This window comes from Nocardia sp. NPDC050408 (genome assembly GCF_044458905.1).
In the GTDB taxonomy this organism is placed as follows: Bacteria; Actinomycetota; Actinomycetes; order Mycobacteriales; family Mycobacteriaceae; genus Nocardia.
The window spans coordinates 100,117-115,396 of record NZ_JBITIL010000020.1 but is presented as its reverse complement, the minus strand read 5'-3'; the positions used below and the strand labels follow the sequence as shown (position 1 = coordinate 115,396).

The window sequence follows — 15,280 nt, the reverse complement described above, 5'->3', positions numbered from 1 at the left end:
GCGCACGACGGAGCCGAGTGCCAGCGAGGCGCAGTCGTGAGTGAGCGTCAGCGAGTGAGCCATCGACACAGCGCGCAGTCGCGCACGACGGAGCCGAGCGCCAGCGAGGCGCAGTCGTGAGCGAAATCGCCAAGGAATCGGGCGAAATCCCGGCGAAGGAACCCGTGCGGATTCCGGGCGGGATCGCGACCGCCGTCGGTTCCTGGCCGGGGACAGATCCGCGGGAGGCCGCGGGCACCATCATCGGTGAGTTGCCGGATCTGCCGCATCTGGTCGAATTGCCGGGACGCGGTGTGGGTTCGGACATGATCGGCCGTGTCTCGGCACTCCTTGTGGATATGCGATTCGACACCACCACCCGGGGTTATCGGCTGGCAGCCCGGCCGGGTGCGGTCTCGCGGCGTGCGCACGATCTGCTCAGGTCCGATCTGGACGCGCTCGAAGAGGCTTGGGCGACAGCGGGTTCGGCGGGCACGGTCAAGCTGCAGGCCATCGGCCCGCTGACCCTCGCGGCCCAACTCGAACTTGCCGTCGGACACCGTGTGCTCACCGATTTCGGTGCGGTGCGCGATATCTCGGAATCCCTCGCCGAAGGCCTTGCCCAACACGCGGCCGAGGTGCGCAAACGCCTCGGCGCGGAAGTCGTTCTGCAACTGGATGAACCGTCCTTGACCGAGGTGCTGAACGGCTCGCTGCGCGGCGTGAGCCTCCTCGACACGGTGCGTGCGGTGCCCGAACCGGAGGCACTCGCGGTACTGGACGCGGTCATTGCGGCGCAGTCGGCCCCCGTCCTGGTGCACACCTGCGCCGACGCGCCCGCCCTATCCTTCCTCCGCCACAGCGCGGCCACCGCTGTCGGATTCGATATGGCCACCATCACCCCCCGCGCACTCGACGATATCGGCGAAACACTGGACGCGGGAAAGCAATTGGCCCTCGGCCTGATCCCGACCACGTCGCCGGCCAACCCCCCGACCTGGCGCGATATCGCAGAACCCGGCGTCCGCCTGATCGACCGCCTCGGCCTTCGCCGCACTGTGCTGGCCACCCAGATCCTGGTTGCCCCCGCCTGCGGCCTGGGAGGCGCCCCACTCGAATGGGCCCGCCAAGCCCTGCGCCTGTCCACCGAAGTGGCCCGCGCCTACGCCGAAGACCCGGAATCCCTCGACTTTTCCTGACGTTCCGCTACACCGACGCCGCCGCGGACAGCGATCCGATCACCGCGTTGCACGCGTACGAAACGGAGATGATCGACTGCGGAGTCGCGGCGGGGCGGACGGGCGCTATCGACGGGCAACGTCATCTCGGACGGGATCCGCTGCCCGGATAGTCCGCCGCGACGTGCGGGAATGTGGCGGTGACTTGTCGGTGGGCTCGACTAATGTGCGATGGGTGAGTGACAGCGACATTGCGGCGGACCCGGCGACGGCGGAGCAGCGGGTGGAGTGGCAGCGGCTTGCGGACGAGGTTCGGGAGCATCAGTTCCGGTATTACGTGCGGGACGCGCCCATCATCTCCGACGGTGAGTTCGACGAGCTGCTGCGGCAATTGCAGGCGCTCGAGGACGCGCATCCGGATCTGCGCACGCCCGATTCGCCGACGCAGCTGGTCGGCGGCGGATTCGCGACGGATTTCACCGCCGTGGATCACCTCGAGCGAATGCTGTCACTGGACAATGTCTTCGACTTCGACGAGCTGCGCACCTGGGCGAGTCGGGTCGAGGCCGAAACCGGGTCGAATCTGCACTATTTGTGTGAGGTGAAGATCGACGGTGTCGCGTTGAACCTGGTCTACGAGAAGGGGCGGCTGGTTCGCGGCGCGACCCGGGGCGACGGGCGCACCGGTGAGGACGTCACGCTCAACGCGCGCACCATCGACGACATTCCGACCGAGCTGACCGCGACCGCGGAGTTCCCGGTCCCGGAGCTGCTCGAGGTGCGCGGCGAGGTCTACTTCCGGCTGGAGGATTTCGAGACTCTCAACGCGGCGATCGTGGCCGAGGGCAAGCCGCCGTATGCGAATCCGCGCAATACCGCGGCGGGTTCGCTGCGCCAGAAGGATCCGGCGGTCACCGCGCGGCGTCGGCTGCGGATGATCTGCCACGGATTCGGACGTATGGAGGGCTACACCCCGACCTCACAGCACGAGGCCTATCGCGCGCTTGCCGCATGGGGTCTGCCGGTCTCCGAGCACACCAAATTGGTGCAGGGCATCGATGCGGTGATCGAGCGCGTCAATTATTGGGGCGAACACCGTCACGATATCGAGCACGAAATCGATGGCCAGGTGATCAAGGTCGACGAGATGGCGCTGCAGCGCAGGCTCGGCTCGACCTCACGTGCCCCACGCTGGGCCATCGCCTACAAGTACCCGCCCGAAGAAGCCACGACCAAGCTGCTGAATATCGAGGTGAATGTCGGACGCACCGGCCGGGTCACCCCGTTCGCGGTAATGGAGCCGGTGTCCATAGCGGGCTCCACGGTCGCCATGGCCACCCTGCACAATGCCTCCGAGGTCAAGCGCAAGGGCGTGCTCATCGGCGACACCGTCACCATCCGCAAAGCCGGTGACGTGATTCCCGAGGTGCTCGGCCCGGTGGTCGACGCACGCTCCGGCGACGAACGCGAATTCGTCATGCCGACGCACTGTCCGGAATGCGGCACCGAGCTGGCGCCGCAGAAGGAGGGCGATGCCGATATCCGCTGTCCCAACCAGCAGTTCTGCCCGGCGCAGCTGCGGGAGCGGGTGTTCCATGTGGCCGGGCGCGGCGCGTTCGATATCGAATCGCTCGGTTACGAGGCCGCCAATGATCTGCTGAAGTCGAAGGCGATCACCGACGAAGGCGATCTGTTCGACCTCGACGAGGCGCGGCTGCTCACCACCACGCTGTTCGCCAATAAGAACGGCGGCCTGTCCGCCAACGGCAAGCGATTGCTGGAGAACTTGCAGACAGCCAAGAATCGGGCGCTGTGGCGGGTGCTGGTCGGGTTGTCCATCCGGCACGTCGGGCCTACCGCGGCGCGGGTGTTGGCCAGAGAATTCGCCAGTATCGATCGGATCCAGGACGCCGCGGTGGAGGAACTGGCCGCCGCCGACGGCGTCGGGCCGACCATTGCCGCCGCGGTCGCCGAATGGTTCACCGTCGATTGGCATCGCGCGATCGTCGACAAGTGGCGCGCCGCGGGTGTGCGGATGGCCGATGAACGCGACGAGTCCATCGAGCGCACACTCGAGGGTCTATCGATCGTGGTAACCGGGTCGCTGGAAGGGTTTTCCCGCGACGGCGCCAAGGAGGCGATCCTGGTGCGTGGCGGTAAGGCCGCGGGTTCGGTCTCGAAGAAGACGGCCTTCGTGGTGATCGGTGATTCGCCGGGCTCCAAGGCCGCCAAGGCGGAGGAACTCGGTGTACCGATCCTCGACGAGGACGGATTCCGCAAGCTGCTCGAGCAGGGTCCGACGGCGGTGACGCCGGAGACGGCCGCGGAGGATGCCGAAGCCGAGGAGTAGATATGCCGTCGTCGAATACGCCTTGACCTGAACCTGGCTTCAGGTATGAGGATCGACTGGTAGGTAACTATCAGGAGATTCGATATGACTCACCGCTCTACCGCTCTGGTCACCGGTGCTTCGGCGGGACTCGGACTGGCTCTCGCCCGTTCGCTCATCGACCGCGGGTGGCGGGTGATCGGCACCGCCCGCCGCGCCGACCGGCTGGCCCGGGTGGGCTCCGAACTCGGCGAAGCATTTCTCGCGGTGCCGGGCGATATCACCGATCCGGCGCATCGCGCCGAACTGGCCGCGGTCGCGGGCGAGTTCGGACATCTCGAGCTGCTCGTGAACAATGCGAGCAGGCTGGGGCCCAGTCCGATGCCGCGCCTGGCGAACTATCCGCTCGATCAGCTCGAGCTGGTGTATCGGACCAATGTCATTGCGCCGCTGGCGGTTCTGCAGTTCGCGCTGCCGCTGCTCGATCCGGATGGTGTCGTGGTGAATATCAGTTCCGATGCGGGCGTCGAGCCGTATCCGGATTGGGGCGGCTACGGTTCCTCGAAGGCGGCCCTGGATCAACTCACCGCCATCCTGGCCGCCGAACATCCGAAGCAGTCGATCTACGCCTTCGATCCCGGCGATATGCGCACCGAAATGCATCAGGCGGCATTTCCCGGCGACGATATCTCCGATCGCCCCGAGCCCGAGACCGTCGTGCCGGCGCTGCTGCGTTTGGTCGAGCAGCGACCCAAGAACGGCCGCTATACCGCCGCCGATTTCGCCGCGGGGGTCGGCAGATGACAACGGCGTTGAATGAATGGGCCGATGTCCTGCCGCCCGAGCGCAACGCCGCCGCTCCGCCGGAGGCACGGGGGCTGGCGCGCGACGAGGTCCGGATGCTGGTGGCGGCGGATCGTCTCACCCACAACACATTCCGTGAACTGCCAGCGCATCTGAACGCGGGTGACCTTGTGGTGGTGAACAATTCGGCGACCCTGGCCGCGGCGGTCGACGGCACCCTCGACAACATGCCCGTCACGCTGCATCTGTCCACCTGGCTCAATGCGCCCGTCGATGGGGCCGGCGGTCCACCGGATACCTTCGGCGGTTGCGATGGACTATGGGTGCTGGAGGTGCGCACCCGTGAACGCACACCGTATCCGCGTGACCTGAGCAAGGGCAATGAGATTCGGCTGCCGGAAGGTGCCACCGCCACCCTGCGTGAACCCTGGCTGCCGGGTGCGCGTCGACTCTGGATCGCCGAACTCAGCGCCGATCCCACCTGGCTGCTGGCGACCCACGGCTATCCGATCACCTATTCCTATGTGCCACAACGTTGGTCGCCGTCGTACTACACGACCGTCTTCGGTCGAATTCCCGGCAGCGCCGAAATGCCCAGTGCGGCACGCCCGTTCACGCAAAGGCTGGTGCTCGATCTGGTTACCTCGGGCGTCGCGATCGCGCCGATCACCCTGCACGCCGGTGTCTCCTCACCCGAGGTGGGCGAACCTCCGAGCCCGGAGCGGTTCGCGGTAACGGCGGCGACAGCACGTCTGGTGAACGACACCAAGGCGGCGGGCGGCCGCATCATCGCGGTCGGCACCACGGTGACGCGGGCGTTGGAGACCACCACCGATCGCGACGGAATCGTGCATCCGGCCCGGGGATGGACCGAATTGGTGCTCGGTCCACGGCGCCCCGCCCGGGTAGTCGACGGCATCATTACCGGCTGGCACGCACCAGGCGCATCGCACTTGGAGCTACTCGTCGCGGTCGCAGGCGAGGCCACCGTCCAGGAGGCGTATGCCACCGCACTCGATACCGGATATCTCTGGCACGAGTTCGGTGACAGTGCGTTGCTGTTCGGCCCCGGCGCTAGGAGGGGCTGATGCTCACGGTGGAGTCGAGCTGGCCACCGACCTCGATCCGGCCGCACTTACCGTTGCTGAGATCGAGATGGGCGTTCCTGGTCTTGGTCCGGCTCTTCTGGATGGTGGTGTCGACAATGACCTGGACCTTGCCGACCGAGCACACCTTCACGAGCGCGGGCGAGCCGTCGAAGCTGTAGGTGCCGCCACTCTGGCAGGTGTTGGTCTCGTCGTGGAAGAAGATCCGGGCGGTACCGTCCGGACAGGGTGCCTCGGCGGCGGCTTGCGGCGGTCCGAGCACGACCAGCGGGCCGAGTGCCAGCGCGGCCGCGACGGAGCTGCGGGCCACTAGACGACTAATCGTCAGTTCCATCGTTCAATCCCTCATCAATACATTTCCGGCAGATGCCAGCGGGTAGCCGCGGCGCCTGCATGATAACGCGTGACGTGCGCATTTGTCCGCCGGAAGCCCCACCGGCAGTCCCTATCCCGACCCGTGACCAGGGTGCGGTGTCGCGGCCCGGCGGGCGAACCGACAGGATGGCGGGATGCTGCGCAGTTTTCAGGTGACCAATCACAGATCGCTGGCCGAACGGCAGGACTTGCGTTTGAGCCGGGGGAGCGGACCGGTCGCGGTGCCGGTGACGGCGGTGCACGGTGCGAGTGCCGCCGGTAAGACCAGCCTGATCGATGCGCTGGGGCAGATGCGCGATGCGGTGCTGAATTCGGTGACCGGCTGGGATCCCTACGCGGGACCGGTGCGCGCGCCGCATCGCGGATTCCCGGATCGTCCTTCGGAATTCGTGGCGAGCTTCGTCGCGGAGGGCGTGCCGTACACCTATGGTTTCCGGCTGGACAACGCGGACGTGACGGCCGAGTGGCTCTACACGCATCCGCGCTCGCGCAAGCGAATTGTATTCGAGCGCAACGGCGAACAGATCAAGATCGGTCCGATGTTCGAGGCCGCGCGTTATGGCATCGCCGCATTGTTACCGCTGGTGCGGCCGAATGCGTTGCTGCTCAGTCTCGCCGGGCAGATGTATGCCGAGGCGCTGGTGCCCGCGTATCGGTGGTTCTCCGCGATGCTCGAGGTGCAGCACGGTGCGACGGATGCGACGGCGGTCGCGCATCGGCTCGGCAGCCATCTGTCTGCCGCCCCGGACCATGCGGTGCGGCTGCTCATGCTGCTGCGCACCGCCGAACTCGGCATTACCGATCTGCTGATCGCCGAGCCGGACCCGATGTACACAGATTATCTGCGTGAACTCGACGCTGATATCGCGGGGACAGCTAAACAAGTGGAGCTGTGTGCGACCTCGCCCGCGCATGCTGATCAGTTGCTGCGGGAGAACGGCATCACCGAGGTCATGCTCGAGCGCGAGCTGAGCAATCTGAAGGCGGCCCGCGATGCCCTCTACACCCGGATGGTCGGGCGGCGCGGTGTCGGCCTCGGACTGGTGCACACTGGCATCGACTCCGCCTTCGATATCACCGAGGAATCCGACGCCACCCTCTCGATGCTGCGGTTGCTGCCGACCATGCTCGACGCATTGGACTCCGGCCGGGTGCTCGCGATCGACGATATCGGCGCACACCTGCCGGTAGAGGAGACCGACCGACTGATCCAGCTGTTCCAGAATCCGGAGACCAATTCCCTTGGCGCACAATTGATCTTCACCACGAACAATCGCTCGCTGATCGATCGGGCGAACGGTCGCTCCCAGCGCACCCGCACCGCCGTCTGGCAGATCCGCCGCACCGACCACGGCACCAGCGAGCTCGCGTCGCTGTAGTCCGCGGCCTTGGAGCCACATGAGCCATCGGTCGCAGTTGGCCTGTCGCGCTGCCAGTGCTGCGGTTTGCGTGTCCCGACCGAGCGCGGGAGGCGTGGTGCAACTCGGATGCTGGCGAGCACCTGCGCCGGGCTCGGTTGTGGCCGCGCCTAGTGGTGTCGCAGTGGTGGCCCGGACCGCGCGCGGGCGGCATGGTCCGGCTCGGGATGCTGGTGAGCGTATTTGCGCCGGCATCGGTTGCTGCCGTGCCCAGCAGCGCCGCGGTATGCGTTCCTGGAGCAATAGCATGGGTGCCATGGTGCAGTTCGGGATGTTGGTGATCATGGTCGGCGCGCTGGTGGCGATGGTCATGCTCTATCTGCGTGGGCGCAACGGTGTGCGGCTGTCGAATCCGGAGTCGGGGACGTTGTATGTCACCGGGGTGAGCCCGCGGCCCGACGCGACCGGTGAGCAGTACGTGACCATTACCGGCAATCTCACCGGCCCGTCGGTTCCCGGCACCGTGGTGTACGGCCGACTGGTGTGGGATGTGGACAACTGGCCTGCCCCCGGAGATCTCATCCCGGTCGTCTACCCGTCGGGCAAACCGGAACGCTGGCAGATCTCGCATCCGGGCGCGCGTCCGGGGCTCGGTTCCTGACCGGCCGCCAGGCCGTCGCACGGTAGCAAGGGCAGAGATGTCTCGTCGATCGGGACCGTGTTTCCGCGGCGGTCCTGCATCGAGTCGGCGGCCGGCGCGGCCAGTTCGGTCGACCGACCGGGTTGTTTGGGAGTGGGCGCTCGGGCGGTGGGAGGATGCGGATATGGATGCGCAGGACTCCCAGGTCGTCATTCGCGACGCTCACCCGGACGAATACGACGCCGTAGGTGACCTGACGGTCGAGGTATATGTCGGCGAGGGGTATGTGCGTCCTGGCAGCCCGTATGTCACCGAACTCGCCGATATCACCCATCGCGCGGGTGCGGCGCAGGTGCTGGTCGCGGTGCACGACGATCGGGTGGTCGGTTCGCTGGCGGTGGCTCGGCCGGGGACGCCGTATGCCGAGATCGCCCGACCGGGCGAGTTGGAGTTCCGGATGCTGGCCGTCTCGAAATCAGCGCGCGGGCTCGGTGCCGCAACGGCGTTGGTGCGCACCGTCATCGAGATCGCACGTGCGGAATCCTTTGCCGCCGTGGTACTTACCACGATGCCCGCCATGGTCGACGCGCGGCGGATCTATGACCGATTCGGTTTCGTCCCTGCGCCGGAACGGGATTGGAAGACCGACGCGGGCGAGTGGCTGTCGGTGCTACGGCTGGACATCCCAGCCTGAATATCCGACGGCGTCGACCGATATGGTACAGCGGCGACCGGCGCGGCGGTCAGAAATTCGGGCGTCCTCACCCCAATGCGGTCGCGACGATCCCCGCGAGATAACCGAGCCGTGCCACTTCGGACGGGCGGAAGTCGGGCCCGCCGGGACGTCCGAGCAGCAGCACCTTGCCGGTATTCCCGAGCGGCGCGGCGGCCAGCTTGGTGTCCATATCGCGCCAGATCTGCGGCACCCAGTCGGCCTCGGGATCCAGGACGGCGGGCTTCTCCAACGGCATCCACGGCGCCGACCCCGCCTGCGTTTGCGGCGCACTCTGGCTCCCGACCAGGCGATAGGCCCCCTGCGGCCCCATATCGATGATGGTGCTCCAACCGACGCGCAGCACTCGCGGCACTCCGTCGACGAGCACCTGCAGCCGATCGTCGCGGGCACTGGCGACCTGATCGATCAGCTCGAGTTCGCGATGAGTATCCAGCACACCGGAATACGGGCGGATGGAGTCCACATGCACATCGCCGATCGATTCGGCGGCGGTGATCAAGGTGTCCGGTAGCGCACCCTGCGGCACCTCGACCACGAGATCGTCGACCGCGTATCCCGCACCACGTTCGACCACGTCGAGGGAGAGGATGTCGGCGCCGACAGAGCCCAGCGCGAGCGCGAGCGCACCGAGGCTTCCCGGTCGATCCGGAAGTTGCACGCGGAGCAGGTAAGACACGCGCGTTCCTTTCCTTGGCGGCCGAGGCTCTGAAACGAATACCCGGGTCACGCAATACTTACACCCACAAGTCCCGGTTATCGACTCGAAGTGCGTCCAGTGACGGATGCCACAGCGCGAATTCGCGCGGAAGCGGCGTGTCACGCTAGCCGGAGGGGTGTGTCGTTGCATGCGCGGCTCCTGTGAAAATTGTGGAGTGGGGAGTCGCTAGGCTGTTCGGTGGCCGTTCACCAAGCTCAATCATGCCGAAAGGGGTCCGCGGTGCCCGCCATCTCCCGCGACGAGGTCGCACACCTCGCCCGGCTGTCCAGGCTCGCCCTGTCCGAATCCGAACTGGATCAGTTCGCCGGTCAGTTGGATTCGATCCTGAGTCACGTGCGGACCATCTCCGAGGTCGCCGCCGCCGATGTCCCAGCGACCGCGTCGCCGAATCCGGCGACCAACGTGACGCGTCCGGATCAGGTCATCCCGTGCCTCACCCCGGACCAGGCGCTCTCGGGCGCCCCCGCGGTCGAGGACCAGCGGTTCCTGGTTCCGCAGATTCTGGGAGAGGGCGAATGAGTTCAGCATCGGGTAGCGATTCCGTGGGGGGTGACGGTCGGGCGACGGGTGGGCGCGAGCTGACCGCACTGTCGGCCGCCGAGTTGGCGGCGAAGATCCACGGCCGCGAAGTGAGCTCGGTAGAGGTCACCCAGGCCCATCTGGATCGGATCGCCGCCGTCGACGGCGAGTATCACGCATTCCTGCACGTGGCCGGGAACGAGGCGCTCAGCGCGGCCGCCGCGGTGGATGCCGCGCTCGCCGCGGGCGATGCGCCCGCCTCGCCGCTGGCCGGAGTTCCGTTGGCGCTCAAGGACGTTTTCACGACGACCGACATGCCGACCACATGTGCCTCGAAGATTCTCGAGGGCTGGGTCGCACCGTACGACGCGACGCTGACCAGCCGGCTGCGCGCCGCGGGCATCCCGATCCTCGGCAAGACCAATATGGACGAGTTCGCGATGGGCTCCTCCACCGAGAACTCGGCCTTCGGTCCGACCCGGAATCCGTGGGATACCACCAGGATTCCGGGCGGCTCGGGCGGTGGCTCGGCGGCCGCGCTGGCTTCGCATCAGGCGCCGCTGGCGATCGGCACCGACACCGGCGGCTCTATTCGGCAGCCCGCCGCGGTGACCGCGACGGTCGGCACCAAGCCGACCTACGGCACCGTGTCCCGCTTCGGTCTGGTCGCGTGCGCCTCATCGCTGGATCAGGGCGGGCCGTGCGGTCGCACCGTGCTCGATACCGCGCTGCTGCACGAGGTGATCGCCGGATACGACCCGCGCGACTCCACTTCCCGCAATGTGCCGGTGCCACCGGTGGTCGCCGCCGCGCGGGAAGGTGCGACGGGCGATCTGCGCGGCGTGAAGGTCGGGGTGGTGAAGGAACTGCACTCCGACAGCTATCACCCGGGCGTCATCGCATCCTTCGACGCGGCGGTCGGTGTGCTGAAGGATTTGGGCGCCGAGGTCGTCGAAGTGTCTTGTCCGCACTTCGAATACGCGCTCGCCTCCTACTACCTGATCCTGCCGAGCGAGGTGTCCTCGAACCTGGCGCGCTTCGACGCTATGCGCTACGGACTGCGCGTCGACGACGACGGCAACCACAGCGCCGAGCAGGTCATGGCCGCGACCCGGGCCGCCGGATTCGGCCCGGAAGTCAAGCGCCGCATCATGATCGGCACCTACGCGCTGTCGGCTGGGTACTACGACGCCTACTACGGTCAGGCGCTGAAGGTGCGCACGCTGATCGCCCGTGACTTCGACAAGGCTTACGAGCAGGTGGACGTGCTGGTCTCGCCGACCAGCCCGTTCACCCCGTGGAAGCTGGGTGAGAAGGTCGACGATCCGCTGGCGATGTACCTCTCCGACCTGTGCACCCTGCCCACGAACCTGGCGGGGCATCCGGCGATGTCGGTGCCGTCTGGATTGAGCAAGGACGACGGGATGCCGGTGGGTCTGCAGATCATGGCGCCCGCGCTTGCCGATGATCGGCTGTACCGCGTCGGTGCGGCGTATGAGGCCGCGCGCGGGCCGATCGCCTGAGAAGTGTTGGCCTGAGTGCCCATTCCTGTCTCGATCCCGACGGGAATGGGCGCTCCGGACATCCCTATGCGGGCCAGACGAACTCCGGATCGCTGAGGTAGTCCTTGCGGCGTTGATCCAATGCCATCGTGACCATTTGGTGTGCGCCGGGGCCAATTACCTTGCGCACCGGTGGGTTCGGCATGTTCACCAGCGCGATCAGTTCCGCCGCAGCGACTTCCGGGGTCGCCTCCACCCACTCGGTGTCGGTTTCTGTCTGCGGCGGTGGGGCAGTCGGGTCCGGGTAGTTCGGCATGCCCAGGATGCCGTTGCGCAGCTCGTCGTACGCCGGGAGCGCCGTCGCGAACCGCATGCTCGATTTCGCCCAGTCGGTATCGAAACCGCCGAGCTGTGCCAACGTGACGTGAATTCCGAAGGGCCGCAACTCATCCGCCAGTGCGGCCCCGAAACCCTCCAGCGCCCATTTGCTCGCGTTGTACATGCTGAACAGCGGCAGGCTGCCGACCGCGCCGACGGTCGAGATCTGCACGATATGCCCCGAGCCCTGGTTGCGCAGATGCGGCACTGCTGCCTGCGAAACCCACAGCGCCCCATAGAAATTGGTATCAATCTGGGCGCGGATCTCGGCTTCGGTCAGTTCCTCGACCGCACCGACCAAACCGTATCCGGCGTTGTTCACGATCACGTCGATACTGCCCGCGATCGCGAATGCCTCGTTCACTGTGGCGATCGCGCGGTCGCGGTCGCGAACATCCAAGGGCAGTACCGTCAATCGGTCGTCGTCGATATCAGCCATCGATCGTGGATCGCGGGCGGTCGCGACAACGCGGTCGCCACCGGCGAGGGTGGCGAGCGTGAACGCCCGCCCGAGCCCGCGGTTCGCGCCGGTGATGAACCAGGTTCTGGTCATTGCCGATCCTTTCCTCGCGAGACGCTCCGTCTCGTTTTACGACCATGCCAAGCGAATTCCACTTTGTCAAGACGAGACGTTCCGTCTCGTTGTTGGTACAGTCTGGTCATGGCCGAAACTCCCAGCGCAGCCAGGCGCAGCGAACGTGCCCGAGCCGCGATTCTCGGCGCCGCCACCGAATTGATCCGTGAGTTGCCCTATGCGAAGTTGAGCGTCGAGGCCATCGCATCCCGCGCCGGGGTCGGCAAACAGACGATCTATCGTTGGTGGCCATCGAAGGGCGCCGTCGTCTTCGACGCGATGCTCGAACTCTATTCGGGTCCGGACGGTCTCGTCCTTCCCGATACCGGCGATATCCGCGCGGACCTGCGCGAACTGCTCCGGGGTGCGATCACCGAACTCACCGATCCGAGCTTCGAGGCCTTCCTGCGCGCGATGTACATCGAGATCCAACAGGATCGGGAACTCGCTGACGCCTACCGCGAGCGACTCCTGCTCCCACAGCGTGCCGCCATCGCCGAACGGCTGTCTGCCGCCGTCCGAGCCGGGCAGCTGCGCTCCGATATCGACTCGGACTTCGCCATCGATCTGCTCCTCGGCCCGATCCAATCCCGGTGGTCCCTTGGCCTCCCCGGCCTGACCGATTCCTATGCCGACGCCACCCTGGAAGCCGCGCTAGCCCACCTCGCGCCCTGACCTGGGGCCGCGAGCACGAAGAAGACCAGATACTGCCCTCAATCGGTGGAGGGCAATGTGGGCTGGGTCAGCGGATGTCGGCGGGGTTGATGGCTGCGGCCATGGTGCGGTACCCGGCGTCATTGGGATGGAGATGGTCGCCGCTGTCGTAGAAGGGGGCCAGGCGGTGGGGGTTGGTGGGGTCGGCGAGGGCGGCGTCGAGGTCGACGATGGCGTCGTATTCGCCTGCGGTGCGAATCCATTCGTTGACCGCGAGGCGTTTGGTTTCGGCGGCATCGTTGAAGTAGGGCGAATCACCGAAGGGGAGGATGGTCGCGCCGAGAACGCGGAGTCCGGCGGCGCGGGCCTGGCGGATCAGGTCGCGGTAGGTGGTGATGAGCTGTTCGGAGGAGACATCGACGACGGTGTCGAGTGCGGCCAAGCCCGAGCTGAGACCGATGTCATTGGTGCCCTCCAGGATGATCACGGTGCCTACGCCGGGCTGGTCGAGCACATCGTGACGAAACCGGGTCCGGGCGCTGTCACCGAGCCAGCTCGAGTCGACGGTGACGCGGTTGCCGCCGATGCCCTCGTTCAGCACGGCGCGCGGTGTGCCTGCCGCGGCCAGGCGTTCGGCGAGTTCGTCCGGGTAGCGGTTGTCGGCATTACCGGTCGAGCCGACGCCTTCGGTGATCGAATCACCGAAGGCCACCACGGCCGAGCGCGGCGCCGCGACATCCGCGACCTCGACTCCGGCCAGGTAGTACCAGGATTGGCTGGTCTCGGTGAACGCGGCGGCGGTCGCGTCGGCGCGGTGGTCGCCAGCGGCCCGGTATGTGGTGGCGAAGGACTGGGCGTGCTGGGTGGCCGGGCCGGTCGGTTCGGCCAGGTACAGGGTGATGGTCACCGACTCCAGCGGCGCCAGCGGCAGCGCGACCGGATCGGTCGCGAGATCAGCTCCCGGTTCGATGCGGAACGACGGTGCGAGGCCGACCGTCAGGTTCTGCAGCGTCTCCGGACGGATCGCGCCATCGGCGGCGCTGCGGGCAATGGTCGCGCCCGCGACCGCGAGCGGTGTCGTGCCGTAGCGATTGGTCAGTCGGACCCGAGTGGCCGGACCGCCGTCACTGACCCGAACCACCTGGCGCACAGTCTGATTCGCGAATCCGGTTTCGGCCCAATTGGCCACGAAGGCCTTGCTCGGCCGATGCGCCGAGGTCGCCCAGACTGTAGTCCAAACGCATTCTTCCGGTGGAGTCGCGCTAGCGGTGACGACGGCGGCGGGCAATGACAACAGCAGCATCGTTACCAGGGCACGAACTGTACGCACGCGAGATCCATTCCTTTGCCGTCTGATCCGTTTCACCGGACCGTCCGCACAACCACCCGGCCCGAATCCACATTTCCCCCTTACCCCGAAGAGACCCACACCACACCACGCCCGATCGACATCCGAAACCCTGCGCACATCTCGTCTGGGGATGCGCCTGCATCAACCTCGACGCCGCAATGGTGATCGTCGATCCCCACCCGCGCACACGTTCGCATGAGCGTAGCTTGAGCGCGTCGCACGGTCGGCTGTGACCCGCCGAACGGCCCCGCACGCTCAGGCCACAGTTCGTTTACGTGCTGCCAGACCATCCGGCGGCTCGGATCCCTCGGCCCGGCTCAGCGGCCCACGCGCTCCTGCGTTCGCGCGAGTGTGGTCCTGGCGAAGCTCGACGCACTTGCTCCCGCACTGTCGCACGACATCGCATGGGTACTCGGTATCGAGCCGCGCGCCGAGGCTTACTTGACGCCCGAGCTTTCGCACAAGTTCGTATCCGGGACGCGGCGCGTCGGGCGGCATGTCGCTATGTGACGTGCGCGTGAGGCGTGCGATAACCCTGCGGGGATTTGGCGGTTCTGTACCTCGGAGGGGCGGTTAGTGGGCGCGCAGGGATTCGGCTTGCTTTTGGATGCCTTCGGTCATGCCTGCGAAACCGCGCTGCAGGTTTTTGCCGAGGGCGGCCACTACGACGGGGTGCAGCCAGCCGCCGAGTTCGAAGTGGGATTCGTAGCGGGTGCGGTCGGGGCCGAGGGGGGTGACTCGGTGCGAGCGCAGGCTGTGCAGGGCGCCGAGTGGGGCCGGCTTCATCGAGTAGCTGAGTTCGGTGCCCGGGGTGTGCGAGACCATCCATTCGCGCTGGCGGCGCGGTTTGGAGCCGGAGAGCACGACCAGCATATCGATCGGTTCGCCGGAGACGAGGGTGCTGCGGCATTCGATGCAGAAGGGGTTCCACTCGCCGTAGCGAGGGAGGTCGGTGATCACTTGCCACACCAATTCGGCGGGGGCGTCGATCTCGACGGCGGCATCGATGACAAAGGGCATGGTTAGCAAATTAGAACAAGTTCTATAGCTGATCAAGCCTCTCGGCAGCAAAGTCGCGG

General features: G+C 66.6%; 15 protein-coding genes. 10 read left to right on the top strand and 5 right to left on the bottom strand.

Annotated features, from left to right (window positions below; genetic code table 11):
* Positions 1–125 precede the first annotated feature (125 nt).
* From ACIBJI_RS36085 to ACIBJI_RS36070, 4 genes are all read left to right on the top strand, one after another.
* Positions 126–1,178, top strand: coding sequence for a methionine synthase (locus ACIBJI_RS36085; protein ID WP_397087792.1), 1,053 nt, complete (start codon positions 126–128; stop codon positions 1,176–1,178).
* A 214-nt stretch (positions 1,179–1,392) separates the two neighbouring features.
* Entirely contained in the window at positions 1,393–3,507 is a 2,115-nt protein-coding gene (gene ligA / locus ACIBJI_RS36080) for an NAD-dependent DNA ligase LigA (RefSeq protein WP_397087781.1), read from the top strand.
* Between the two features lie 84 nt (positions 3,508–3,591).
* On the top strand, positions 3,592–4,290 hold the full coding sequence (locus ACIBJI_RS36075; RefSeq protein ID WP_364357800.1) for an SDR family oxidoreductase: 699 nt from the start codon (positions 3,592–3,594) through the stop codon (positions 4,288–4,290).
* Positions 4,287–5,378, top strand: coding sequence for an S-adenosylmethionine:tRNA ribosyltransferase-isomerase (locus tag ACIBJI_RS36070; RefSeq protein WP_396956281.1), 1,092 nt, complete (start codon positions 4,287–4,289; stop codon positions 5,376–5,378). The genes ACIBJI_RS36075 and ACIBJI_RS36070 overlap by 4 nt, the downstream gene beginning before the upstream one ends.
* Here ACIBJI_RS36070 and ACIBJI_RS36065 read toward each other — a convergent pair.
* Entirely contained in the window at positions 5,365–5,730 is a 366-nt protein-coding gene (locus tag ACIBJI_RS36065; protein WP_040693724.1) for a hypothetical protein, read from the bottom strand. The two genes, ACIBJI_RS36070 and ACIBJI_RS36065, sit on opposite strands and share 14 nt — an antisense overlap.
* A gap of 175 nt (positions 5,731–5,905) precedes the next feature.
* On the opposite strand from ACIBJI_RS36065, the gene ACIBJI_RS36060 reads away from it, so the two are divergent.
* The 3 genes from ACIBJI_RS36060 to ACIBJI_RS36050 all read left to right on the top strand — a co-directional run bounded on the left by ACIBJI_RS36060 (position 5,906) and on the right by ACIBJI_RS36050 (position 8,463).
* Positions 5,906–7,150, top strand: a complete 1,245-nt coding sequence (locus ACIBJI_RS36060) for an ATP/GTP-binding protein (RefSeq protein ID WP_397087779.1) — start codon at positions 5,906–5,908, stop codon at positions 7,148–7,150.
* Between the two features lie 295 nt (positions 7,151–7,445).
* Positions 7,446–7,790 (top strand): hypothetical protein, encoded by a 345-nt coding sequence (locus ACIBJI_RS36055; protein ID WP_364357809.1) that lies wholly within the window; start codon positions 7,446–7,448, stop codon positions 7,788–7,790.
* Positions 7,791–7,953: 163 nt separating this feature from the next.
* A complete protein-coding gene (locus ACIBJI_RS36050; protein WP_364357812.1) occupies positions 7,954–8,463 on the top strand; it encodes a GNAT family N-acetyltransferase in 510 nt (169 codons plus the stop codon).
* Between the two features lie 67 nt (positions 8,464–8,530).
* Here the strand turns inward: ACIBJI_RS36050 and ACIBJI_RS36045 are convergent, their stop codons facing one another.
* A complete protein-coding gene (locus tag ACIBJI_RS36045) occupies positions 8,531–9,181 on the bottom strand; it encodes an amino acid-binding protein (RefSeq protein WP_364357815.1) in 651 nt (216 codons plus the stop codon).
* Positions 9,182–9,442: 261 nt separating this feature from the next.
* On the opposite strand from ACIBJI_RS36045, the gene gatC reads away from it, so the two are divergent.
* Together gatC and gatA are read left to right on the top strand one after the other, a co-directional pair.
* On the top strand, positions 9,443–9,742 hold the full coding sequence (gene gatC, locus ACIBJI_RS36040) for an Asp-tRNA(Asn)/Glu-tRNA(Gln) amidotransferase subunit GatC (protein ID WP_364357818.1): 300 nt from the start codon (positions 9,443–9,445) through the stop codon (positions 9,740–9,742).
* The gene (gatA, locus tag ACIBJI_RS36035) at positions 9,739–11,265 is read left to right on the top strand and encodes an Asp-tRNA(Asn)/Glu-tRNA(Gln) amidotransferase subunit GatA (RefSeq protein WP_364357821.1); all 1,527 of its coding nucleotides are present in this window, start codon (positions 9,739–9,741) and stop codon (positions 11,263–11,265) included. The genes gatC and gatA overlap by 4 nt, the downstream gene beginning before the upstream one ends.
* A gap of 64 nt (positions 11,266–11,329) precedes the next feature.
* Here gatA and ACIBJI_RS36030 read toward each other — a convergent pair whose 3' ends face one another.
* Positions 11,330–12,175: an SDR family NAD(P)-dependent oxidoreductase gene (locus tag ACIBJI_RS36030; RefSeq protein WP_397087777.1), complete on the bottom strand. Its 846-nt coding sequence runs from the start codon at positions 12,173–12,175 to the stop codon at positions 11,330–11,332.
* 108 nt (positions 12,176–12,283) lie between these two features.
* Between ACIBJI_RS36030 and ACIBJI_RS36025 the strand changes: the two genes are divergently transcribed.
* Positions 12,284–12,871 carry a TetR/AcrR family transcriptional regulator gene (locus tag ACIBJI_RS36025; protein WP_364357827.1) on the top strand — a complete coding sequence of 196 codons (588 nt, stop codon included), beginning with the start codon at positions 12,284–12,286 and terminating at the stop codon, positions 12,869–12,871.
* 67 nt (positions 12,872–12,938) lie between these two features.
* Here the strand turns inward: ACIBJI_RS36025 and ACIBJI_RS36020 are convergent, their stop codons facing one another.
* Together ACIBJI_RS36020 and ACIBJI_RS36015 are read right to left on the bottom strand one after the other, a co-directional pair.
* Positions 12,939–14,180 carry an SGNH/GDSL hydrolase family protein gene (locus ACIBJI_RS36020; protein ID WP_364357830.1) on the bottom strand — a complete coding sequence of 414 codons (1,242 nt, stop codon included), beginning with the start codon at positions 14,178–14,180 and terminating at the stop codon, positions 12,939–12,941.
* 594 nt (positions 14,181–14,774) lie between these two features.
* The gene (locus ACIBJI_RS36015) at positions 14,775–15,221 is read right to left on the bottom strand and encodes an SRPBCC domain-containing protein (protein WP_364357833.1); all 447 of its coding nucleotides are present in this window, start codon (positions 15,219–15,221) and stop codon (positions 14,775–14,777) included.
* Positions 15,222–15,280: the final 59 nt, after the last annotated feature.